We start from the raw sequence: 24,163 nt of genomic DNA, 5'->3' as shown, positions 1-24,163 counted from the left end.
CCTCAATGTTTTTGTTTATTTTGATAATCATGAATAGCAGCTTTTATAGCATCCTCAGCAAGTACTGAACAGTGTATCTTTACTGGCGGCAAAGACAATTCTTCCACTATTTGAGTGTTCTTTATCTTTGTTACATTCTCAATAGTTTTCCCTTTGATCATTTCTGTTAACAAAGAGCTTGAAGCAATGGCAGAACCACAACCAAAAGTTTTAAATTTTGCGTCTTCAATAACACCTTTATCGTTGACCTTTATTTGCAGTTTCATTACATCTCCGCATGATGGTGCACCAACTAAACCAGTACCAACATTTGGATCATTTTTGTCCAAAGAGCCAACATTCCTTGGATTTTCGTAATGATCTAAAATTTTCTCATTATAACTCATAGAACTACCCGTAAACCATTACTTACATTATAACATATTTAGGTTAAAAACTAAAGTAAAATACACTAGCAAGCGGTACATTTTACTCACAAAATATATAGGTTACTAGTGTATTTACTTTACAAATACATATAGTGCATGTCATTCTTTATATGGTAATTTTAGAAGGAGTATTTCTTGAGTTTATTCAGTAATCTTTATCAAGGACTATTAAAAACCTCCTCCCGTTTTAGTGATGGAGTAAAAAATATTTTTTCTGGCAAAAAAAAATTAGATCAGTCGCTTTTAGATGATCTGGAAGAGCTGCTGATCAGCATGGACATAGGTCATAAAACTTCTAGATTGCTTATTGATAAGCTCGCAAGTATCAAATTTGAATCAGAAGTTGAGCACAACGTTATCACACAGCAGTTAATGAGCGAAATAGAAGCAATATTAAACCCTGTTGTGCAGCCGCTCATTTTGAATAAAAAACCACACATAATAATGGTATGCGGAGTGAATGGTAATGGAAAAACTACAACTATAGGTAAACTTGCCTATAAATATAAGGAAAAAGGAAAATCCGTTATGCTTGTTGCGTGCGACACATTCAGAGCTGCTGCGAGTGAGCAATTAAATATTTGGGCAGAACGTTCTGATTGCTCTATTGTTACTGGAGAGCACGGTAGCGATTCTGCAAGTGTGGCATATAGAGCTGTAAATCAAGCGATCAAAGATAGCGTTGATGTTGTTTTAATTGATACAGCAGGAAGGCTACAAAACAATGTAAATCTCATGCAAGAGCTGTCAAAAATACATAGAACGATAAAGAAATTGGATGATACTGCTCCTCATGATGTTATTTTAGTTCTTGATGCAACTACTGGCCAAAATGCTTATAGCCAATTAGAGGCGTTTAGTAAAATGGTTGGTGTTACCGGGTTAATTGTAACAAAGCTAGATGGTACTGCCAAAGGTGGAGTAGTGATTGGGCTTGCAGAAGCTTATAAGGTGAAATTACACGCTATAGGAATTGGTGAAAGTATAGAAGACCTGAGGGAATTTACTGGCAAAGAGTTTGCTGAAGCGCTGTTTAAATATGATTGAAGATCTCTTTAATTTTCTCATATGACCAAGCTTAATTATCATGAGAAGCCGTTTTTAGATGGTATAATTCCAGTACTTCCTATTTGAGTAGCCTTTTCTTGTCATCCCAGTCTGGGATCCAGATTGCAAGTGGGTTGGGTGAGCCGTTAACGTATAAAAATTACTTCCGCATATTTTCAATCTCATTATAATTACAAATAGAGATATTTTAAGAGCTCAAAATCTATCTTTAGTCTGCAGACTTTTTAATCAAACTTATTAAAAAATGTATTCTTCAGTGTATATCTGTCGTATGTGCACTGCATTTTTTTTCTAACTCTTTTTTATACAGGAGGATTTTATGTCCAGAATTCAAGATACTTGACCTTTACTTTAGCCAATAAAAATCAATGGGCGCCCATGGTTTTTATAAAGAAAGTATAAGAAAAAAAATATTTTAAAGAATATGAAATAAGGATCTAATATGTTTTGTGGGCAACCAAAAACCACTTCAGCTTGTCACTCATGCCTAAAAAGTAATTATATTAATGTAATATTCATACTTATATTCTAATATAAGTATTGGCTTTTAATTAAGGAGTATATTATGAAACAACAAGCACCAACAGAATATGCAAAATCTCGATGTGAAATGAAATGCTATAACTACAGAGACGGCTATACAGATCAATACTATCGATGCGTCGACGAATGCATTCAGAGGCACAGTTCTGAAGTTTTTAAACCTCATTCACAAATTAGTGAGAAATTAGCAGCTAGCGCAAAAAGTCTCTTTGATGAGAGCGAAAAATTATCGCTTATAGCAGAGGAAATATATAATCAAGATCCAATGAATTTTTAATTACAGTAAAAACAGTAAAAAAAGAAGCCAGTGTCACCTACTCAGATGACATTATGGAAGCTGGGATGACATCCTTCTCACAAGCAAAATGTTCATGCAGATAATATTTAATTGTGATTGAAGATCTCTTTTAACTCTTTTATATGACCAAGCTTAATTATCTCAATATCATGAGAAGAATAATTGCCATTTTTAGGCATAATCGCTTTTTTAAATCCTAACTTTTGTGCTTCCCTTAGTCTGAGATCAGCATGCGAAACATTTCTAATTTCTCCTGAAAGTGCAACCTCACCGCAGATTATTGAAGAAATTGGCAGCGGTAAATTTACTAAACTTGAAATAAGGGAAGCAGCAACAGCAAGGTCAGCTGATGGTTCCTGTATTTTGAGTCCTCCCGCAATGTTTAGGTATACTTCTTTATCATGCAAAAACATTTTACAACGAGCACTTAGAACCGCGATTATCATAGCTAATCTATTAATATCCCAACCAACTACTGCTCTTCTTGGAGTTGCCATATTAGTCCTTGCTATTAATGCTTGCACTTCCATTAAGATTGGTCTTGAGCCTTCAACTCCTGCAAATACGGCGCTGCCAACTACTTCTCTATCATGTACGGTCAAGAATAATGATGATGGATTATCAACAGGCATGAGTCCTGCTTTAGACATCTCAAAAACACCAATTTCATTTGCAGGGCCAAATCTATTTTTAATAGTACGTAAAATGCGATATTGATTACTATTTTCACTCTCAAAATATAGTACTGTATCTACCATATGCTCCAGGGTTTTAGGTCCCGCTATTTGTCCATCTTTCGTTATATGACCAACTATTAAGAGAGAAACACCATATTGCTTTGCAAGAACAGTCAATTCATGAGCGCAGGTACGGACTTGAGTTACAGTTCCTGGTGCTGATGTGACTTTGCTATCATACATAGTTTGTATAGAATCAATTATCAAGAACTTAATACTTTTATTTTTCCTTATTGTTGCTACTACATCAGTTAAAGATACTGTAGATAAAAGCTTAATTTTAGGTTCATTTATCTTAAGACGCTTTGCTCTGAGGCTCACTTGCTCTAAAGATTCCTCGCCAGATACATAAAGACATTCAAAAGAGGAAAGTTGTACAACATTAGCTGCAATCCTAAGCAAAAGAGTAGATTTTCCAATTCCAGGTTCACCACCAATTAAAATGCTAGCACCTTGAACGATACCTCCACCAAAAACTCTATCTAACTCTTCTATTCCTGTTAAAAAACGATCGGGGGTAATAATTTCACTATCTGATAACGCTTTTATTGAAATTGGTGCAGATGTACTTCTCGTTTCTGTTTTTAGTACTATTTCTTCGACAACCGTATCCCAACTGTCACATGCAATACACCTTCCTACCCACCTTCCAGTGCTATGACCGCAGAATTGACATACGTATGCAGTTTTCATAAAAGCCAAAATTATAATTGTAATAAAAATTAGCTAAATAAGTGAAATAAATTTAAATAGAGAAAATTACCAATCACACTTTTTATCTTGTGGTTTTATTTGCAATATTGCTACTAAGCTGACTAATAAGCAAAAAATTACATAAAGCCCAGCAGCAAAGTCTATTTTAGGAAACATTATAGTAAACCAAGTGCATATCATAGGAGTAAATCCTCCATGCAAGGCAAAAGAGATGTTGCGTGATAAGCTAACACCACTAAATCTAACATTAGTAGGAAAAAGCTCAGCAGTAACTATCCCTATAGGATTAATACCCCTCTCGATTATAGAAAGAGCCATCACACTCAACATAATTATTAGGTAGCTTTTATAGTAATATGCAATAGATAACATAGGACAACATATTACCATTGTTATCACTATAAATAAGATTGCAGTGCGTTCTCTTCCTGTTTTATCAGCTAAAATTCCAAGCACTATTGAAGATATCGGCATTAATATACTGGTTATAATGAGTACAACTTCGTTGACATACGTTGTTACATAAGTTTCAACAGACACTATTTCTTTTGCAATTGTTCTAAGAAATATGGTAAATCCAACAGCAACATTAACAGGTACAGATATTAAAATGGCAAGTATCAGGGCTCTTTTATAGCGTTTTGTAAGCTCTATTATTGGTACATTAGGTAAATTTCTTTGTTCTCGATTTTTTTCATACGCTGGAGTTTCTCCTAGTGTATATATACTATATGCGCTTATTAATCCTAAAATGGCTGAAAAAATAAACGGCAGCCTCCAACCCCAAGCGTTAAAATCAGTGGTTTTTTTACAAATGATCACTGCAACCACAGAGAGCAATATGCCAATGGAGCGACCAAAACTTATTATTCCAAAAAACATTCCTAGTTTTTTCTTATTAGGTAAATGCTCTATGAGATAAACAGAGCTACCTCCTTGCTCAGCGCCAAGTGCAACCCCTTGTATCAGATGGATTGTAAGAAGCAACATAGTAGAGGTTATTCCTATTTTACTATAACTTGGAATAAACGCAACGAGACTAGAAGGAATCGATATTAGCAAGATAGCAATCGTTAACGCCATTCTCCTTCCATACCTATCACCAATGTGACCAAATACAGATGCACCAAGTGGTCTTACCATTGCACCCATTCCTGCAATTCCAAACAATTGCAATATGCTGTAGTAGATATCTTTTGCATAACAAAATTCTCTACTAATTATATTAACCAGATCAATAAAGAGCATATGGTCATACCATATTGCGATTCTACAGAGTATTGTTGCAATCAATACTCTTGTTTGTTGATTGTACACTTAGTTTAATTTGTAAATGTCTACTTATTTTTATTTTGGCTGCTTTTTAGAACTTTGCAACCCAAGCGTATGGCTTATATGTAAATATTATTAAAATTGGAACTTGCATAACCAGCCAGTCTGGGATCAAATAAAAAAATCTGGTCATCCGCTGGAATGACATGGTGGAATGTGTCATTCCAGTACTCCTTTTCTTGTCATCCCAGTGCTCCGACACTGGGATGACACCTCTCTTAAATTACTTTAGCTACAAACATCAAGAAATTTACCAAGTAGAAAAAAGACAAAAGAACCCCCCTATTAGCTAGTTGTGACTCCTGAAAATTGGCCTGTCTTAAACAGCCCGTTTCAGCTTATATGGTTAAAAAACTGGAAGTTTTGTAAAGAAATAAGATGCACATAGTGCAAAAAATTAAAAATAAGACGACAACTGCGTTATGCTTTTGTCGTTTAATCTCCACAGACGAAGATAAATAGTATAGCGTTATCCTTATGGTAAGGGAGTTGGGAAAATTTGTAAAGTAGGCTCTTTCATTAGGTTTTTTGCTAACATTAAAACAATTCACTTAAAAAACTGAGAAGACCATTAAAATATTTTTTTACTTTTTATTCTATATATTTCAACATATTACCTTTAAGTACTAATAATTATGGCATTATTGATAGTTGAGTCGCCGGCAAAGGCAAAGACGATAGGTAAATATTTGAGTAAAGAATTCAAAGTGGCTGCATCCTTTGGCCACGTCAGAGATCTGCCAGCGAAAAATGGTTCTGTTGATCCTGATAATGACTTTACCATGAAGTATGAGATTATTGAAAAAGCAGAAAAGTATGTAAAAGAGTTAGTCAAGGAAGCTAGTAAAACATCAGATATATACCTTGCAACAGATCCAGACAGAGAAGGAGAAGCAATAGCTTGGAATGTGATAGAGGCACTAAAGGAAAGAAAAGCAATCAATGATGAAAGCAACATTCATAGAGTAGTCTTTAACGAAATAACAAAAAGAGCAGTGCAAGAAGCTATAAAAAATCCACGTGAAATTAATATGGACTTAGTGCGTGCACAGCAAGCACGCAGAGCTTTGGATTATCTAGTTGGATTTAGCTTGTCACCGCTGCTGTGGACAAAATTGTCGGGAAGCAAATCTGCAGGGCGAGTGCAGTCTGTTGCATTAAAGCTTATATGCGAACGAGAAAATGAAATCAGTAAGTTTATAACACAGGAGTATTGGAGCATAAAGGCAGAAATGCAAAATAGCAAAGATGAGGCTTTTTTTGCTATGCTAAGCCACTATGAAAATAAAAAGCTAGAAAAATTTGATATTAAGAATGAAGAAGAGGCAAAGAACTTAGTCAGGGAGATCGAGTCAAGGCAGTATGCTGTAAGCACAGTAGAACGCAAGCAAGTTAAGAGAAACCCGCTTCCTCCATTTATCACCTCAAGTCTTCAGCAAGATGCAGTGAATAAACTGTATTTTAATGTGAAAAATGTTATGCGAGTAGCGCAAAATTTATATGAAGGTATCAATATTGGTGGTGAAACCGTAGGGTTGATAACTTATATGCGTACAGATGGGTTTCATATTGCAGATGAGGCTATAAACTCAATCAGGGGATCAATTAAGTCATTATATGGTGATAAATATTTACCGCAGTCTCCTCGTAAATATGTAAAAAAGGTCAAAAATGCTCAAGAAGCACATGAAGCAATCCGGCCAACTGATATTAATAGAACACCGGGTAGTATTAAGGATTACTTAACGCCAGAGCAATTTAAATTGTACGATTTAATCTGGAAAAGAACCATCGCAAGTCAAATGGAATCGGCGATTCTTGATCAAGTGGTAGTTGGAATTAGTTCTATTGACCAGAAAGTGATTCTGCGAGCAAGTGGATCAAGTATATTCTTTGATGGTTTTTATAAAGTCTATCAAGATAACATGGAAGCCGAAAATGAAGGCCTGCTACCTGCCATGAAGGAAGAGGAAGCGTGCAAGTTGATTTCTGTTGATCCGAAACAGCACTTTACTCAACCGCCACCTCGTTATAGTGAAGCGAGTATAGTAAAAAAAATGGAAGAAGTCGGTATAGGTCGCCCATCAACTTATGCAACAATTATTTCGGTATTACAAGATCGTGAATATGTTTCATTGGATAACAAAAGATTTATTCCAAGCAGCCGCGGTAAGATCGTGACTATATTTTTGGAAACTTTTTTTCAGCGTTGTGTAGAGTATGACTTTACAGCACAAATGGAAGAAAGGCTTGATTCAATCTCAAATGGACATGCAGATTGGAAAAAAGAACTAGGCTATTTTTGGGTGCCATTTTTTAATCATGTAAATTCTGTTAAGCAAATGACACATGATGAGATTTTTAGTGGTATTCATGATTTGGTAGTCAATTGGTTTTGCTCAGAGGAAGGAAAGGAAGAAATAGGTAAAAAATGTCCTAATTGCTCTGATGGTATATTGAAATTAAATTTTGGAAAAGCCGGTGTGTTTCTTGGATGTTCTAACTATCCTGCATGCAATCATACAAAAGAAATTACGGGCAGTAATGACAATTCAGAATATCCAAAAAGTTTGGGTATAGATGATGTGACAGGCCAAGAGGTAATGATCAAAAAAGGTCCTTTTGGACTTTATCTGGAGTTTAATAGTGAGTCAGAAAAGAAAAAAAAGATTTCTGTACCAAAAGATATAAATGTTAATGATATTGATCTAAATACCGCCACTCGATTACTTTCCCTGCCGAAAATAATCGGAGAACACCCAGAAACTGGAAAGGAAGTAAAAATAGGTCTTGGACGATTTGGGTACTATATTCTCTATGATGGTCGATACTTTTCTCTTAAAAAAAGCTCTAAGGAGGTATTAGACACACAATTAAACGAAGCTATACAAATTATTGAGAGCAGCCCACGCAAAGAGCTAAAATCTCTTGGTTTTAATGAAAAGGGAAAAGAAGTTTTTATCTGCAACGGTAGGTACGGATTCTATATAAAATGCGGTAAAACAAACGTTGCTTTGGGCAAGAATGCAGATATTGAAAGTATAGATCTGAAGAAGGCTTTAGAGTTAATTAAGAATAAAAAGTAGACTTCTTGCATAACCATTCTTTATATGTTCTTTATTGTTGTTCCAGCGCTACACGCTGGAACTGAGAAAAAAGAGCCTGAATTACAAGAAAGAAAATATTCAGATAACGAGAAAGTTGTCACCTGGTTAGAAGCTACAGTCGTGTGACGCAGACGTGCTACCAGGAAAATAGTCTCTATCAGAGTTAAGCTTTGCTTGCAAAATGAAAAGTAAGACCAGCTTCTATACCGTGTGTGTGAAAAAAGCCATTCTGTATGGTAGTAGTCATTTTATTATCACCTGTTTGTTGAGCCATTTTGTTTGTTTTAGCATCCAACTTTAAAGTTTCCGGTTTGTATTCACTGCTACCAATAACACCAAAACCTCTATATCCGATATGCATATTTACATCTTCATTTATATGATAATCAAAGCCAGCCTTTAATTGACCTGCAGGTCTTATTGACGATTTTTCAAACATTGTCATTCTTGTTGCACCAACTCCAATACCAACATAAGGAGAAAAAGAGAAACTCTCACTTTTCCAATGATGATAAACATTTGCCATTACAGATATGTTCTCAATTTTGTCATGGTTAATAATTGATCCATATTGATTGCCGCCTTCTGTGTACGATATTGTCATCTGGCCGCTTGTTAAACCAACATTATCCACTTTCACGGAAGAATACATTCCTTCTAATTCAGCTCTATAGCTATTATTACCTAATTCCCCTGTATAACCAAGTGCTACATTTGCAGCAAAAGGTGGATTATAATCTCCTTCATACTTGTTTAGTAGCTGACCTTCTGTACTCTGAGCACCCCTGTCATTTACAGATACCTTATTGGCATCTGTAGCATCTTTACTTCCAATTTTTGCTTTCAACTTACCAAAGTTCAAATATTGACCGTAATATCTAGTACCAAAGTAAAATCCTTCCGTTTCACTTGCAAAAGATTGTTGTGACAACAATAAAGCAAGTGCTGTAACTGCTAATGTTTTTTTACTCATCATGACTATTCCTCTAGTTAAAATAGCTAATCTAGTACTAATTAATTAAAAATGATTTAATATGAAAAAACTAATTATTTTCTAAGCTAAAAAATAGGTAAAATTAACCTCTATCCTCGATTTTATTGCCGTCTAGTTTGTCCTCATCTTCAAATTCATCATCATCGTCAAATTCATCCTTACTGTCTTCATCATCAAACCCATCATCGTCTTCCTCATCATCAAAACCATCACCACCTTCAAATTTATCATCAATATCCTCGTCTTCAAATCCATCTTCAATCTCTGGCTCATCGTATACTGCATCTTCAGTTTTAGCTTCAACAGGATAATCAGCATCTTCAATAGCATTACTCTCTTCTTCATTACTAATCTTATCTTTGTTAGCAGCAGAAAAGACCTTGTTTGGATCATATGGCTCTTGTGTAGGCACACGTGTTGGTTTAATCAGCCTTCTTGTGAATGTGCTATCACTATAGTACAAAATTTTCTTTGACTTAATTGGATAAGTCGATTCTATCAAAATTATTTGATCATCACGTGGCAGCATAATAATTTCTTGAGGTAAGAGCAATGCTCTCTGTGTTTCAGAGATATGCAATGATCTTGATGCAGGATTCAAGTCTAAAAATTTAGGTTTATTTAATGATTCTTGTTGTACAGTTTTGTTTCCTATAAGCTGAGATATCAAATTAGCCGTTTCAATATTATTGGCTGCAAAAGTTATTCTATAGGTTGAGTTTGATAAAAAGGAGTTCATTCCTGCTTCTTCATATATTCCTTTAAGCTGTTCAGTATCTTGAACAATTAAAAATAACCTTACTCGATAGCCACGAAAGTATGCGATGCCCGTTTGAAATTGCTCCATTTTTCCAAGTGTTGGAAACTCATCCATTAAAAATAATACGCCGTAAGGCTCGTCATCCGATGGCAATTTTCTACATAAAAACTCAGTTGCCTGTTGGTAAAAAACCTGCATTAAAGGCCTGAGCCTAGTTAAGTTATCAGGAGTTAAACCAACATAAACTGTAGTTTTCTTCCTTTTAAAATCCAAAATATTAAAATCACTTGATGCAGTTGCAGTATCGATCAATGGGTTTGCCCACAATTCAAGAGACGAGTTCATAGTTGACACAACACCTGATCTTTCTTTGTCAGCCTTTTGCAAAAAAGCTGCTATGTTCATATACGCTACCGGATGTATTATTTTACCCATTGTGTCCAAAACTACAGCAAGATTGTAAACTACGTCATCGCTACGCATCGTACGCACAACCTCACCAAAAGATTTAACTTTCTCTGGTGCAGCAAGTAAATATAGTACCACCCCAACAAATAAGCTTCTTGCTTCGTTTTGCCAAAAATCTTGTTCAGGCATGATTAGGTTAGCTATTTTTTGCACATCGTCAACCATCTGTCCAGGTTTTTCACTAATCCATTCCAGTGGATTATAACAATGGCTTACCCCATCTGGCTGCGCTGGGTTCCATACATATACTTTTTGTCCTTGTCGCTCTCGCCAACCACTTGTTATTTCATAGTTTTCTAATTTTATATCATGCACAATTACCGAATCATTCCAAAATAACAAATTAGGAATTACAAAACCAACACCTTTACCAGAGCCTGTAGGTGCAAAGAGCAACGCATGCTGAAACCCATCAGCAATAAAATATCCTCTCTTATCTTTACCAAGCAATAGACCTTTTTTGCTTCTTAATCCCGCTTTTCGTATGTCTTTCTCTGATGCCCACTGTGAATCTCCATGAAGTGATTCTTTCTTTTTAAATGGCCGCCACTCAATTAGTCTTTCTCTCACATTCCACAAAATAATCATCAAAACAATTTGAGGCAGTAGAGAAGATACAACTAATTTAATTTTGAGCTCAAAGCTATATAGCTCTGGATGATGCCAACAATATTGTATATGATCAAAAATTGTCGGCCAGAGAGCTTGAGGAAAAGGTGTCAAGCTAGGATTAATTGCTCTAAAATCTACACCATCTGGACCGTCAACAAACAGGTAGAATAATATACCAGACAAATAGAAGCAAAATTCAAGTATGCTAAAAGATACTACACCTCCTATGAGAATATTGCGTAGGTGATTTCCATTACTCATAAACTACTTTTTCTTAACTTACGTATAAATTTAAGTATTTTCATTTGAAGATCTAGTAAATAATATTTCAGAAATGCTTCTTTTGCCTCCACTGGTTCTTTTTAGCTGAATAACAATATCAATTACATTTCTAATGTATGGTATGATCTGATCTGGGGGAATTCCAAGATTTGCTTGCATAACCATAAGTTTTATTTGCTCAAGAGCCATTGCCGGACTATCCGCATGAAGAGTTGATATTGACCCTGGGTGGCCAGTGTTTATTGCTCTAAGAAAACTAAAAGCTTCTGCTCCACGCAGCTCACCAACTATTATTCTATCTGGTCTTAAACGTAAACATGCCTCTATCAAATCTTGAGTGGTCACTTTTGCCCTGCCTTGCCCTCCTTTAGAAGCAATTAAATGTACTTTATTGGGATGATCATTCAAAACTATCTCTCTTGCATCTTCAACAGTAATAATTCTTTCTTCAGATGGAATAGCACGCAAAGTAGCATTAGTAAAAGTGGTTTTACCAGTGGAAGTTCCACCACTAATTATGATATTTTTCTTATTTATTACAGCATATTCTAAAAACTCTTTTATTTTTTTTTGTTTCAGTAGCAAATCTAGGTGACGATCTACTGGATTATTGGTCACTCCTATAACAGTTTCAGAAAAAGCCCCCATTTTTTCATAATCATCCAATGCCAATTGCATAGAAGAAGGTTTACGAATTGAAATGACTACTTTATCAGGCTCACATGCTGGAGGAAACACTATCTGTATACGATAACCATTTGGTAATGTAGCTGAAAGCAGCGGTGTCTCTTCGCTCAGTTTTTGTTCTGTAGCTTGAGCAATCAACCTGCTAAGAGATTTTAAATGATTAAGATCAAATATTTCTAACTTTTCGCATCTTATTTCACCGCGATTTTCAATCCATACTTCCTTCGGTTTATTTATTGATATTTCATTTACACCTTCCTCTTGAAATATCCCTTGTAATGGCTCCAAGTATGTATCAAGTGCAGCATAGTTCATTTCAGTTATTTAATATTGACTGTGGAGGAAATACTATATCTTGGTTAACAAATACTTTCAATGCAGTTCCTTGATTAACATAAATAGTTGGTTTTTTATCTACACTCCTATCAACTATATCTCGCATGTCTTTGGAAAAATCATTAATTGATTTTTCAATTGCACTTTCATAAACTGACTTACTTTTTTTCTGAATTTGCTTTAATAATGCCTTCACATCTTCTAAAGTAATAGGGATATCCTCTTCAGTAACTTTTTGACCTGCAAGTGCTGTGCTTAGAACCTTCGCGATCTCTTCTTTCATGATCTCAAATAAATTTTGCTCGCTAGAAGCATCTTGAATTCTACTAATAGCTCTAGGACCTAATTTCCATTCTTCTTTTTTAACGGCTTTAATTGCTGTTTTAATATCACCTTCCCCCAATCCATTTACAATCACTTCTTTGAAAGAGAAAATGTCTATTTCAGTGCCAATGATAGATTTTACTGCGTCCATAACAGTTAACACATCGACAATATTAGAAGCCTTTTGTCCTATAATAGCTGAGCCAATTGAGATACTGGCAAGTGCTACTGAAGAAAACAACGCACTTGCTATTTTATTATCAACTATTCCAGCTATCCCTGCCCTTCCAATCTCATCGGTACCAGATGATGCAATAGCAACATCTATACCATGAGGAAGAATGATCCTATTCCAATTTATGTTCACGCGGGCTTTTGCAACATTTGAGTCGAATGAATAACCACCTATTAACCTTGAACCTTTTGGTATTAAAATTGTATCACCAGTTTCTGCATAAACGTCTCTACTAACAACAGCACGGAGCATTCCTTGTAAGTCAGAACTTATTGCAGTTTCAAGAATAGCGTCAATAACTTTACCTTGAATAATCATTAAACCAAGCTTTCCTACTTTGGTAGCTTTGCTCGATTGTGCTGAGGTATTGGATAAAACAGCATCTGTAGCTTTACCTTCCCCACTACTACCTGAAATTGCTAACATTTGTGCACTACGTCTGTCTCTAGGATAACCGCCACCCCCTATTGTAGGAAATGAAGTAGGCAAATTGCTAATAACATTACCAGAAGGAAAATTTTGCTTTGGTAAAACAGGTATATTTGACAAGGGAATTTCTTTTAGTTGCTCTTCTTTTTTTGTCACTTCCTCTTTTTTGATTTGTTTTACTTCTGGTATGACTTGTGGAATAGGAAGAGGAGGTAAGGGTGGCAAGAGATCAGTTACTACTCTTTCGGAAACTATTGCATTATCTGGAACTTGTTCTAACTTTCCTTTCAATTCTTGAATGTTTTGCTTTGTTTCCTCTTTTTTAACAATCTCTGGACCCTCTTTATTAGAAGGACTAAAATAAAGATAGTACACTCCACCAACTAAGAGCGCTACCATAACTATCATCAATGCCTTATAACCTTGATTAGAGCCAACTGTTACTACCTTGCTTTCTATCTCTGATTCATCTTCTACACTATTATGCCTTTCTTTACTCATATTATATGTACCACAACTAAAGTGACCTATTTATAACTTCAACTTCACTACCTTCATAACGCATTAATAGCTTTTTATGTACTCCTTTTATTATAACATAATCATCAAATAACAGCCTTTTACAGGATTCGCCTTCTATAAAAATCTGAGGAATTTTATTACTATTTCTAAACTTTAAATAGGTTAAATAACCATCATCGAATAACTCAATTGGAACTATATCTACGTTACCACCTTCATCAATATATGTATAGTTGTACCTCGTATTATTTTCTTGTATTATTTTTTCTGGCTTTTCTGTAATGTATTGCATTTGAGTAGGCAAAGAAACCTCATCTAAATCAACATCAAATTCATCTTCTTCTTGAGGATAATAAAAACGTATTACGTAAGATATATCCTTTTCAACGGAATAATCATGATCCACTTTTTTAGCATCAGCATCTGGGTATTTATCGTAATTTGGTCTTGAAATTAGATCAAAAATGTAATTTCTCTTTTTAGTTGTCGTAATAATCATGTTAGTGCGACTACTGACTTCAAATGGCATGACAAGCAGTTTATTATCATAAGGATTAATTTTCCAACTTGATGCATCACCAACAGCAATATTTTTGACTTTTTCCCCTTCTGCAAACTCAATATAAGAATAGTAACCTTGACTAAAAATTACTGTAAACACCTCATTAGGGCTATATACAAAAGTCTTTATTCTACTATCTACAGAAATAGGTTTATTATTAATAGATGCATTTAAGTTGCCACTTATTAGTAAAGCTAAAACTAACAATATCCTACACATATTCATCATCTACTCTATATGAAATAACTTGAAACCCTAACGGGTTAATATATCTTTGCTGATCATTCATTTCAAGCGATGCATATTTATACGACATCACAACTATCTTATTTTTCCTTGAGGAATTTCCATCTTTTCGTGTAAATTCTATAGAAAATCTCACTTGAAGAGCATCATTACCTAATTTTTGAATTGAACGAATTTTCAACTCACCTTTAGCATCTGAATATAAATTAAAAAGGTCATTCATATTCTGCGATTTTATATAATTGCTAAATTCACTATATACACTAGGCGAAGAAAACAACCTTACTTTTGTATAATAATTATAATTATAATTATATGGGTCAAAAACCTCCCTTGCTTTTATATACTCTGAAATAAAATAATCGTTCAGCGTTTCATTTGCAGAATATTGTTTTACTGTAACAGGATCAACCAATTGCACTATTCCTGACTTTTTATCAATTTCTATAACGAATGGCTCAATAGTGCTACTTGTGCTAATTTTAAATATAGCTAATATGCTTATAGAAATTGCAACTAGTAATATTAATGTAAATAAAAGTAAAGTATTTCTCTGAGCAACAACTGTGCTATAGCGACTTGAATTCCAATTTATATCCTTATCCAATGACTCATTACTTTTTTCTTGTTTTAAAAATTTCAGCATCTCAATATTCTTAAAAATCTTAACTTATATTAATTAACATAGCAAGCTAACAAAGTAGTTATAACAAAAAAGCTAATAAACCCTTAATCCATGGCCTAACTTGCCAAATTTTGTTTCCATATATGAATCATTATATTCATTGCGTTCCATAATAAGTGGTATACACTTTGTAACTTCTATACCGTTATTTTTCAACTCTGATAACTTTCTACCATTGTTTGTAAGTAATTGTATTTTGTTAATGTTCAATTTCTTAAGTATTTTAGCTGCAACAGCAAAGCTCCTTTCATCATCTTCAAAACCCAATACTCTATTTGCATCAACAGTATCAAGATTATATTTTCTTTGCATACTGTATGCTCTTAACTTATTAGTTAAACCAATGCCTCTCCCATCTTGCATCAAGTATAATATAATGCCATTCCCAAAGTCGGTCATTATTTGAATCGCTTGATGTAACTGGCTTCTGCAATCACATGATAAGCTGTCTAATAAGTCTCCTGTATAGCATGAAGAATGAATTCTCACTAATGGCTCATTATCTTTATCTGGATTGCCAATGATAATTGCATAATGTTCTCTTCCGCCACTTTTGGTTCTATAAGATATGATATCTACTTCTTGAGTCTGTTTTAAAAATAATGATGTTTTGCACACTTCATACACACTATGATTTTGTTGAAAATCATTCACAAGTAACGTATTTAGTGCAATAATGTCATTTTCTTCACACCAATTTCGCATTTCATGTTTATTCTCAAAAGTCATATCAGCCACTAACGCGTATGGCAATAATTCTGAGAACTTAAGCAAGGCAACAGCATACGCATCTATTGTCTTTGAGCATTGCAACTCTTTTATCCAATCTTCCTTTGAACAGTTTATTAAATGGAGCAGTTCATCAAAATTGCTTATCAATAGACGTTTGCTACTATGTTCTTTACTCTGACATATGTATTTTACCTTACTTGCAGTCAAAGTAACATACACATTACCTGATATAAGCTTATATTGACTAAATAAATTTTTTTCTAAAGTTTCAGCAGCAGCAAACAATAGATAGTTATTTTCATCATCATATATTAAAATTGGAAGACCACGCCTGACTTCACTGATGGCCCTTTCTACTTTATTTCTACTTTGATTTCCTATAAACATTTCACCTACACCAAACAACTTGGTGCGGTCGAGAAGACTTGAACTTCCAAGGCTTTGTGAGCCACAGCGACCTCAACGCTGCGTGTCTACCAATTCCACCACGACCGCACTTTATTCTAGTTTCTATATAATTACTTTAAATTACTTAATCATTTTAGGATTTTTCATCTAAAGTGTCAATCTGATACTAGGATAATTTAGGAAATGCCTGTATAATTTAACTATGAATTTTATGGTTACAAACTTTAATCATTTAAGATAATCTTACTACTAATTCTTAATTTAGGTCTTTATACAAATGAAAATAGCTAATATCTTCATTTTTTTAATTCTATCTCTTACAATTAGCTTTTACCCCACTCATGCACAAATATTGTACACATGGTCTCAAATCATTCCAGAAAATAAATTAAGCATACGTGCGATTATAGACAATAACATGTGTCCCATTGCTTACGTCGATAATAAGGCAGTAGAAATGCTAAGTCGCAGCTCAATTAACAATACCGAAACAGTTTGTGAACTGATAGTAGAAACAAATGCTCAAAACATTAGTATTGACAATATAAAAGTTCCCGTATTAGCGGAAAAGATCAGCAAAATTGCCTTCATTGGCGATACAGGATGTAGAATAAATATGTTATTTCAGCAAGAATGTAATTCTGTAGATAACTGGCCTTTGAAAAAAAATTTAGATTCAATCGCTTTTCATAAACCAGATTTAATTATCCATGTTGGTGATTATCATTATAGACAAACAAAATGTAGAAACACAAAAAAGTGCAGCGATATTTATGGATATAGCAAAGAAGCTTGGTACGCTGATTGGTTTGAGCCTGCAAAAGATATTTTAACACAATCTCCTTTTCTTTTTGTTCGTGGAAATCATGAGAGTTGTAATAGAGCTTATGAAGGATGGTTCAGATATTTAGATTCATACCCCTTTTTCCCTCAAAAATGTGAAGATCTTATTTCCAGTTGGTTCTTAGATGCTGGGCCGATGAAGTTTTTTATCTTCGACTCTTCATCCGGTGAGGAAATTTTTACAACCCAAAGCACAGTTGATGCTTTTGAGAGGCAGTTTGATAAAGTGATACAAGATAAGCCCACGTGGTTTTTGACTCATAAACCACTTTGGAGATCTCCAAAAAAAGAATTTTTGACATTAAAAAGCCATGGTAATCTTACACAAATTGAAGCTTTTGGAGATAAATTTCCAAGCAATGTTACTACCATAGTTTCTGGCCACATTCATATAGCCCAGATTTTATTAATGGATAATGTTCCAGATCAGATTATAGTTGGAAACGGCGGTGCATTATTACACGCTCAAGATCAAGAACCTGTCTATCAAAACGTAGAATTTAACTATCCAAATAGTAGAAATTACTTAGCACACGAAGTTAGAAACTTTTTCGGCTTTGGCTTTGCAATATTAGGTTTAGACGATCACAAATTTACTTTCTATAACCAAGATAATAAGGAAATGTATTCTGCAAACCTAACGAAAGACTTTAAACTTAAAACAAATTAAAATTAGGACTATTTAAGGACGCAGAAAAAACGTGCTGAGCTTAAAAAACTCATAGCAACAAAAAACACTGAAATTCTTGTATATATCGACTAATCTGGAATTGATAACACAAAAGTCAGCGTATTAGTATGATTGCAGCTTTGAATAAGGGAAAAATTATGGCGCCTATGATTTTTGAAGGCTACTGCGATACAGACGTTTTTAATAGCTAGTTCAAACTTTTTGCTGGGTGATTTTGGATAATGCAACTTTTCATAGAAAATAAGTGAATTTATTAAAAGTGTCAGTGCTGAAGTTATATATCTGCCTCCATATTCTCCTGATTTTAATCAAATCATTGGTTTGTTATAAAAAATTGAGCCAGAAAGAATATCCAGCTATTCGAACTATTAGAAAAAGAGCTATATATGAGCATGTTTTAGCACAGACATTATTTTTGTAACTAGGCAAATGCAATCAGTGTTAGCGGCTTGAAAGGATATCAATTAATAAAGAAATGCATCTATAGTAATTAGAAGAAAGAATGAAAAAGTACAGAAGTAGAAATGTGAGTTGACAAAATAAGAGAAATATACTATATTGATGATAGTAAGACTATTTAAAATTAATTATGCCAGTAGTAGTAAATACACCAGGTAACATACAAAGAACGTCAAAATTAAGAGATATTTTACTAGCCCCTGTGAGGTGGCTAGTCATTGGTTTAGCTGTAGTATTACTAATAGCATCTATTGTTCTTGTTCTAGCATTAACTCTAGTCGCTCAAGCATTGAGTAAGCTATATGTTCTTGCAGGAGGCAAATTACCAGAATGGTTAGAGCAAAGAACTGAAGCATTTATGGAGGCAGCGCGTATCCAACAAACAACGCATGATACTAATGTAAATGATGCAATTAATATTAACGTTCAAAAGCTAAAAGAAAACTATGGCGAGCCTGATGTTGATGATAAGTTTATAGAGGAAATAGAAGGATTTATTGATCAGTTAGAGTGCATAGCAAATGGCATACAAAAAGCTGTAGATAAAGATCAACTCACATCAGATGAGAAAAAACATGCACTTGAGTGCCTAAAGCGTATAAAAAATGACCCTAATTCACATAGTGGAAGTGGATTAAGATTGAAGCAAGTTTTAAGTTTGGTTTGGAAAGCTTGTAAGGATAAAAATAAAAAAAGTACTGATAATAATATAGATACTAATACCCGCATATCACAGAGAAAATATCAACTGGTTAAACATTTAGTAGAATCGCAAACAGAATACGGAGTACTTGTTGGCAGTGCATGTTTTACTGGTACCTTTAACAGTATTGTCTCTTCCTTGTACACTTTTGAAGAGTTTTCCTTCTTGCAAAGAGCGGATAAGGCTACTGTAAAACAAGAATTTCAAAATGAGCTACAAAAAAAAGGTGAAGAATTATTTAATCAGCTTGCCAATGATGAAGAAAAAAAAGAAGTTGCAAAAGCTTTAAGTAATCCTTCTACAAATTTCTTTATTAGCTTTATAGAATCATTTAAAAATCACTCTGCACGTGCAGTTTTAGGTGATAAAAAATGTGATGAACTAATAAAAGAAAATTTTGCTAATCTTCAATACAAAAAATCAATATCTAGCTTTATCTAAAGTAATCACTTAACTAACGGCAAAGTGATACCACACTGATTCATATATTTTCCTTTCATATCATCATATGATTTCTCACACTCACTTTCGCCGCTTAAAAACACAAATTGGCATGCGCCTTCATTAGCATAAATTTTTGCAGGAAGTGGAGTAGTGTTTGAGAATTCAAGTGTGACATGACCTTCCCATCCAGGTTCTAAAGGTGTGACGTTTACTATAATACCACATCTTGCATAAGTTGATTTGCCAACACAAATTACTAGTACATTCCTTGGTATACGAAAATACTCCACTGTGCTGGCAAGTACAAAACTATTTGGTGGGATTATACATACATCTGTTTCCTTATCTATGAAACTATTCTCAGAAAAATTCTTGGGGTCTACAATAGCTGAATTAATATTAGTAAAAATCTTAAACTTATTACTAACTCTTGCATCATAGCCATAAGATGATAATCCGAAAGATACGACACCCTTACTGCTTTTATGATTCACAAAAGGTTCTATCATTCCAGAGTTTTCAGCTTTGTCCCTTATCCATTTATCTGGCATAACTGCCATAATTGTCCTTTAAAGTTTTGTAATACTTATAATAATATGTAATAGAATTTAAATGTAAACCTGAATTAGCGTTACACTCTGGAATGGCAAAGTTTCCAGTATAAACTACCTATACAAAAATAAATTGGCAATATTTCAAGCCTGCCAAGCAGCATCAAAAACGATAGAAATAGCTTTACTCCACCACTAAAGGAGGAATAATTACCTGAAGGACCTATTAGGTTACTAAATCCTGGGCCAGAATTTGTAAGCATTGCAGAAACAGAGCTGATGCTAGTTATAAAGTCCGCATTGCTCAAGTAAGACATCACTATTGATGATATAGCGAACGTTAACATGTAAATCGCAAAAAACGTAAAGACAGATTGAACTTCATCATTCTCCAGTATTTTACCATTGAGTTTTACTCTATCGCTTTCACTTGGATTTAATAAAGAGCTAAAGTAATTCCTTATAGATTTTAGAAAAATGACTAAACGGAAGATTTTGATTCCACCACTAGCAGAACCACCACATCCACCAATAAAGGCTAAAAAGAAAGCTAAGACTGAAATAAAGCTCCAATTCAAGTAGTTGCACATTACATAGCCAGTTGATGTGATAAAGGAGGTAATGGTGAATGTGCTGTACCTAAATGATAAAAATACTCCTAAGTCAAAATTTTTATATAACCAAAAACAAGCAAGCAAAGATGAGATAACAACTATCTTAATAAAGTAAGAGACCTGTTCATCATAACAAACGTCTAATCGTCTTATAATTTTTAAATAGCTCAGAAAAGGTAAAGAGCCTAAAATCATAAAGATAATTGTTATGACCTCCAATATAGGGTTATTGTAGTAGCCTATAGAATCGTTATAGTTAGCAAATCCACCAGTTGATACAGCGGACATTCCGTGACATACTGCGTCAAATAATGGCATGCCAGCTAGATAGTAGGAAAATATGCACAATAAAATTAGGCAGTAATATATTTCTGCAATATGTATTACTACGCTTCGCGTATGTGGTAACTTTCTTTTAAGAGCATCTGAGTACTCAGAATAGAGTAAATTATTTAAGCTCAAAACCTTAAATATGGGAAAAATTGCAATTCCTACTGTAATTACTCCAAAACCACCTATACCGTGCAGCATTGCTCTCCACAGTAGTATCCCCGGAGATTGTTGCTCGATGTAACTTAGAACAGTTGCTCCTGTGGTTGTAATCCCAGATACTGCTTCAAACAGTGCATCAATGTAGCTTAAACTATCAAGATAAAATGGAATAGCTGCAAATAGAGATAATGCAATCCAGGTACAACTGGTAATCGCAAAAATTGCTGGCATTCCATGTACCCTATTTAGTTTACCCAGTAGAATAAAAATCGCACTAAATGTGCAGGTAACTATAAATCCAACCAGAAAATTTTTCCATTCGTAACCTAGATAATTATTAGTAATAGCAGGAATAAGCATTGCTACGCCAAACAACAATAGAAAAATTCCCACAATAAACGCAATTGAACGTAAAACTTGCAGACTTTCCATAGACAGTACTGTGAAAGCTATATGTTATTAAAACTTCAACCGCTTTGCTAATTTTTTCTCTTGACTTGATTATAAATACGTATAATTATAGCGCTAAATTTGCCATAAGAGATAGAGGTAAGGTATGTTATTAACTAACAGACAAAAAAACATTCGAGATTCATTAATTAGTGAAGCTATACAAGGCAACTTTGAGAATATAAAAAATAATTACGATAGCGATATACAAGAAGTTTTGAAAAGCGAATTACCTAGTAATATACAAAAAGAGTTTAAAGACGATCTACCTAACCCTTGTACCACTTCACAGTTGATTATATTCAAAAAAAATCAAAAGGAAATTAATCAATGTATACAGAAAATGGAGCAAAAAATTGAGAGTATTTCGTGTGATATAGCTATGCAAGAAGCGAAAGGAAATGATGATTCGCATATGCAAAAAGTGAAAAACTTAAAGAGAACAAGTGATCTTCACCACAAATTACGTCAAGCAATAGATTATTTAGATGTTAAAAAAGTTAAAGCAGTATTAGAAGATTGTGATACAAATCTAGCAATGATTTTAAATAGACCTATACATTCACAGAGCAAAACTACCCTTTTACTTTATCCTCTGCAAGTTGGTCTTAATAAACGATATATAGGTGATGGTAAAAGATTGAAACAAGAAGATCTGAGAAATATAAAAGAAATTACTAAACTTCTTTGGGATAAAGCTTCTCCTGATATTCGCAATTTCTGGTTTAAATTCCATCAAGATCAACAAGAAGAAAGTACAAAAGACACAAAAGCAACCTTTGAAGCTCATTTGAAAAAAGCTCCTCCTGATATTCGTGACTTGTGGCTTAAATATCAAAGAGTGCCTGAAAATCAAGATGCAGCTGTAATAAAACTTCTTAAAGGTGAGCAACAACGACATGCCAAGATAGGTAGTGAGAAGTGGCTTGAAGATTTCATTCAAGAAGTTAAAGATTACAGAGAACAAAAAAGCATAGAAGAAAACCTTGAAATAGCTACAGAGAAACCTACAACAAAATCTGTTCTACAAGACGCACAACTTTCTCAAATAAATAGAACTTGTTGTATTTTGTAGTAAATAAGTTCTTAGGAAATCTAAGTATGATAACAATAAAAACAAGAAATTTAAACGTTCTATTTTTAACCTAGTATCCAGAATAAAAAGGGAGTGTTAAATAAACTGTGTCAAACCGCATTTTTAATTCAACTCAATTTTTAACCTACTAGGAAAAAAGATATCAAGTTGAGAGATAGTTAAAGCCCAATCATGTATAGGCATAGTCCATTTCTCTCCTGCCTTCTTTATAGCACAATATACCTGTTTATACAAGGCATTTGTGCTAGTAAATGAGCCCTTGGTTTTAGTAAATTTTCTGATCTGTCTATGTAGTCCCTCAATAGGATTTGTGGTATAAATTAATTTTCTTACAGGGCCAGAATATTTTAAATAACTAGACAAATTTTCCCAATTATTCTCCCAAAACTAAAGTATATTTTTCTCCTATGATTATTGTCCAGTAGAAATTTCAAATTTTGTAAAATCTTTAAAAACCCAGTTATTTTTAAGAGTGTAGAAAATAGTTATAAGAAATTTTCTAGCAGTAGCAGTTATAGCCTTAGCAGAATCACGCTTCTTTTTTATATGTTCATAAAAGCTTTTCAAGTAAGGACTGTAACGTACAGCAATCCAAGTACATTGAACTAAAGAAGTACGCGCTATTTTTGACCCTCGTTTGGTAATTCTTCCAATTGTACATTGCTGATTAGATTGAGAAACTCTTGGTACAACTCCAAAATATGCAGTAAGTTTCTCAGGTCTACGGAAATCATTAATGTCTCCGATTGTTACAATAAAAACAGCTGCAGAAATTGGACCTATTCCCTTTATGCTGATAAGATTGCTGAACCCAGGAAGTTGTTTAGCGAAAGCTATAATTTCCTTTTCAAGCTTTTTAAGGCTTTCTCGGATAGCTTCTAAATGATAGCTAATCACTTCAATTTCAACTTTTTCTAAAGGATCCCAATTATGCTTTTGAGTAGCACGTTCAAATCCTACTTTAGTTGTAAGTACTTCTTTTTTAATTTTTATTCCATGGTAATTAAAAAGACCATGAACTTTATTGATTAAAGATACCCGTGACTTTACTAACTGATCTCTCATTTGAAGAAGAGAAGCTAACTGCTGGCATTGTTTGTTTTTGCACCTTGCCTCAGGCAACATATCTTTGCTGAGAAAGAAAGCAATAGCTCGTGCATCATGCTTATCTGTTTTGTTCACAGAGCGACGAACAACTTCAAACTGCCCAGGAGCAATTATTACTATGCGTTTAACGTAAGGTGAAACTGCATCATAAAAGAAACAGCTGTTACCTGTTGCCTCTATGGCTACTTCATCTGTTTCTTGAAG

General features: G+C 34.0%; 18 protein-coding genes, 1 tRNA gene and 3 pseudogenes. 7 read left to right on the top strand and 15 right to left on the bottom strand.

Going from position 1 to position 24,163, the window contains the following annotated elements:
- Positions 1-2: 2 nt before the first annotated feature.
- Complete coding sequence (iscU, locus tag OOT12_RS03980) at positions 3-386, bottom strand: Fe-S cluster assembly scaffold IscU (protein ID WP_007302620.1); 384 nt, start codon at positions 384-386, stop codon at positions 3-5.
- Positions 387-563: 177 nt separating this feature from the next.
- On the opposite strand from iscU, the gene ftsY reads away from it, so the two are divergent.
- Both ftsY and OOT12_RS03970 read left to right on the top strand, forming a co-directional pair.
- A complete protein-coding gene (ftsY, locus tag OOT12_RS03975) occupies positions 564-1,475 on the top strand; it encodes a signal recognition particle-docking protein FtsY (RefSeq protein WP_264375346.1) in 912 nt (303 codons plus the stop codon).
- Positions 1,476-2,061: 586 nt separating this feature from the next.
- Complete coding sequence (locus OOT12_RS03970) at positions 2,062-2,316, top strand: hypothetical protein (protein ID WP_264375347.1); 255 nt, start codon at positions 2,062-2,064, stop codon at positions 2,314-2,316.
- Positions 2,317-2,423: 107 nt separating this feature from the next.
- Here the strand turns inward: OOT12_RS03970 and radA are convergent, their stop codons facing one another.
- The gene (gene radA, locus OOT12_RS03965) at positions 2,424-3,767 is read right to left on the bottom strand and encodes a DNA repair protein RadA (protein WP_264376435.1); all 1,344 of its coding nucleotides are present in this window, start codon (positions 3,765-3,767) and stop codon (positions 2,424-2,426) included.
- A gap of 66 nt (positions 3,768-3,833) precedes the next feature.
- Complete coding sequence (locus OOT12_RS03960) at positions 3,834-5,105, bottom strand: MFS transporter (protein WP_264375349.1); 1,272 nt, start codon at positions 5,103-5,105, stop codon at positions 3,834-3,836.
- Between the two features lie 650 nt (positions 5,106-5,755).
- On the opposite strand from OOT12_RS03960, the gene topA reads away from it, so the two are divergent.
- Positions 5,756-8,206 (top strand): type I DNA topoisomerase, encoded by a 2,451-nt coding sequence (gene topA, locus OOT12_RS03955; protein WP_264685169.1) that lies wholly within the window; start codon positions 5,756-5,758, stop codon positions 8,204-8,206.
- A 184-nt stretch (positions 8,207-8,390) separates the two neighbouring features.
- On the opposite strand, the gene OOT12_RS03950 is transcribed toward topA, so the two are convergent.
- The 8 genes from OOT12_RS03950 to OOT12_RS03915 form a co-directional block, all read right to left on the bottom strand.
- Positions 8,391-9,203, bottom strand: coding sequence for a P44/Msp2 family outer membrane protein (locus tag OOT12_RS03950; RefSeq protein WP_264375370.1), 813 nt, complete (start codon positions 9,201-9,203; stop codon positions 8,391-8,393).
- A 100-nt stretch (positions 9,204-9,303) separates the two neighbouring features.
- Complete coding sequence (locus tag OOT12_RS03945) at positions 9,304-11,322, bottom strand: type IV secretory system conjugative DNA transfer family protein (RefSeq protein WP_264375371.1); 2,019 nt, start codon at positions 11,320-11,322, stop codon at positions 9,304-9,306.
- A 30-nt stretch (positions 11,323-11,352) separates the two neighbouring features.
- Positions 11,353-12,345, bottom strand: a complete 993-nt coding sequence (virB11, locus tag OOT12_RS03940) for a P-type DNA transfer ATPase VirB11 (RefSeq protein ID WP_264375372.1) — start codon at positions 12,343-12,345, stop codon at positions 11,353-11,355.
- Position 12,346: 1 nt separating this feature from the next.
- Positions 12,347-13,855, bottom strand: a complete 1,509-nt coding sequence (locus OOT12_RS03935; protein ID WP_264376436.1) for a TrbI/VirB10 family protein — start codon at positions 13,853-13,855, stop codon at positions 12,347-12,349.
- 16 nt (positions 13,856-13,871) lie between these two features.
- Entirely contained in the window at positions 13,872-14,663 is a 792-nt protein-coding gene (gene virB9 / locus OOT12_RS03930; protein ID WP_264375417.1) for a P-type conjugative transfer protein VirB9, read from the bottom strand.
- On the bottom strand, positions 14,650-15,330 hold the full coding sequence (locus tag OOT12_RS03925; RefSeq protein ID WP_007302609.1) for a VirB8 family type IV secretion system protein: 681 nt from the start codon (positions 15,328-15,330) through the stop codon (positions 14,650-14,652). Before OOT12_RS03925 ends, virB9 begins: the two co-directional genes overlap by 14 nt.
- Positions 15,331-15,402: 72 nt before the next feature.
- A complete protein-coding gene (locus tag OOT12_RS03920; protein WP_264375374.1) occupies positions 15,403-16,488 on the bottom strand; it encodes a GTP cyclohydrolase II in 1,086 nt (361 codons plus the stop codon).
- 20 nt (positions 16,489-16,508) lie between these two features.
- Positions 16,509-16,596, bottom strand: a tRNA-Leu gene (locus tag OOT12_RS03915).
- Positions 16,597-16,786: 190 nt separating this feature from the next.
- Between OOT12_RS03915 and OOT12_RS03910 the strand changes: the two genes are divergently transcribed.
- From OOT12_RS03910 to OOT12_RS03900, 3 genes and pseudogenes are all read left to right on the top strand, one after another.
- Complete coding sequence (locus tag OOT12_RS03910; protein ID WP_264375375.1) at positions 16,787-18,022, top strand: metallophosphoesterase family protein; 1,236 nt, start codon at positions 16,787-16,789, stop codon at positions 18,020-18,022.
- A gap of 15 nt (positions 18,023-18,037) precedes the next feature.
- Positions 18,038-18,378, top strand: a pseudogene (locus tag OOT12_RS03905) (transposase); the annotation flags it as partial.
- A gap of 254 nt (positions 18,379-18,632) precedes the next feature.
- On the top strand, positions 18,633-19,646 hold the full coding sequence (locus tag OOT12_RS03900) for a hypothetical protein (protein ID WP_264375376.1): 1,014 nt from the start codon (positions 18,633-18,635) through the stop codon (positions 19,644-19,646).
- Positions 19,647-19,651: 5 nt separating this feature from the next.
- On the opposite strand, the gene dcd is transcribed toward OOT12_RS03900, so the two are convergent.
- Together dcd and OOT12_RS03890 are read right to left on the bottom strand one after the other, a co-directional pair.
- Complete coding sequence (gene dcd, locus OOT12_RS03895; RefSeq protein WP_264375377.1) at positions 19,652-20,209, bottom strand: dCTP deaminase; 558 nt, start codon at positions 20,207-20,209, stop codon at positions 19,652-19,654.
- A 71-nt stretch (positions 20,210-20,280) separates the two neighbouring features.
- Complete coding sequence (locus tag OOT12_RS03890; protein WP_010404910.1) at positions 20,281-21,738, bottom strand: TrkH family potassium uptake protein; 1,458 nt, start codon at positions 21,736-21,738, stop codon at positions 20,281-20,283.
- A gap of 124 nt (positions 21,739-21,862) precedes the next feature.
- Between OOT12_RS03890 and OOT12_RS03885 the strand changes: the two genes are divergently transcribed.
- Positions 21,863-22,831: a hypothetical protein gene (locus OOT12_RS03885; RefSeq protein WP_264375379.1), complete on the top strand. Its 969-nt coding sequence runs from the start codon at positions 21,863-21,865 to the stop codon at positions 22,829-22,831.
- A gap of 123 nt (positions 22,832-22,954) precedes the next feature.
- Here OOT12_RS03885 and OOT12_RS03880 read toward each other — a convergent pair.
- Together OOT12_RS03880 and OOT12_RS03875 are read right to left on the bottom strand one after the other, a co-directional pair.
- Positions 22,955-23,236: pseudogene (locus OOT12_RS03880) on the bottom strand (transposase); the annotation flags it as partial.
- A 27-nt stretch (positions 23,237-23,263) separates the two neighbouring features.
- Positions 23,264-24,163: pseudogene (locus OOT12_RS03875) on the bottom strand (IS110 family RNA-guided transposase); the annotation flags it as partial.

The organism is Wolbachia endosymbiont (group B) of Parapoynx stratiotata, assembly GCF_947250635.1.
Taxonomy (GTDB): Bacteria; Pseudomonadota; Alphaproteobacteria; order Rickettsiales; family Anaplasmataceae; genus Wolbachia.
The sequence above is the reverse complement of the archived record's forward strand: the minus strand, read 5'-3'. Positions and strand labels throughout refer to the sequence as shown.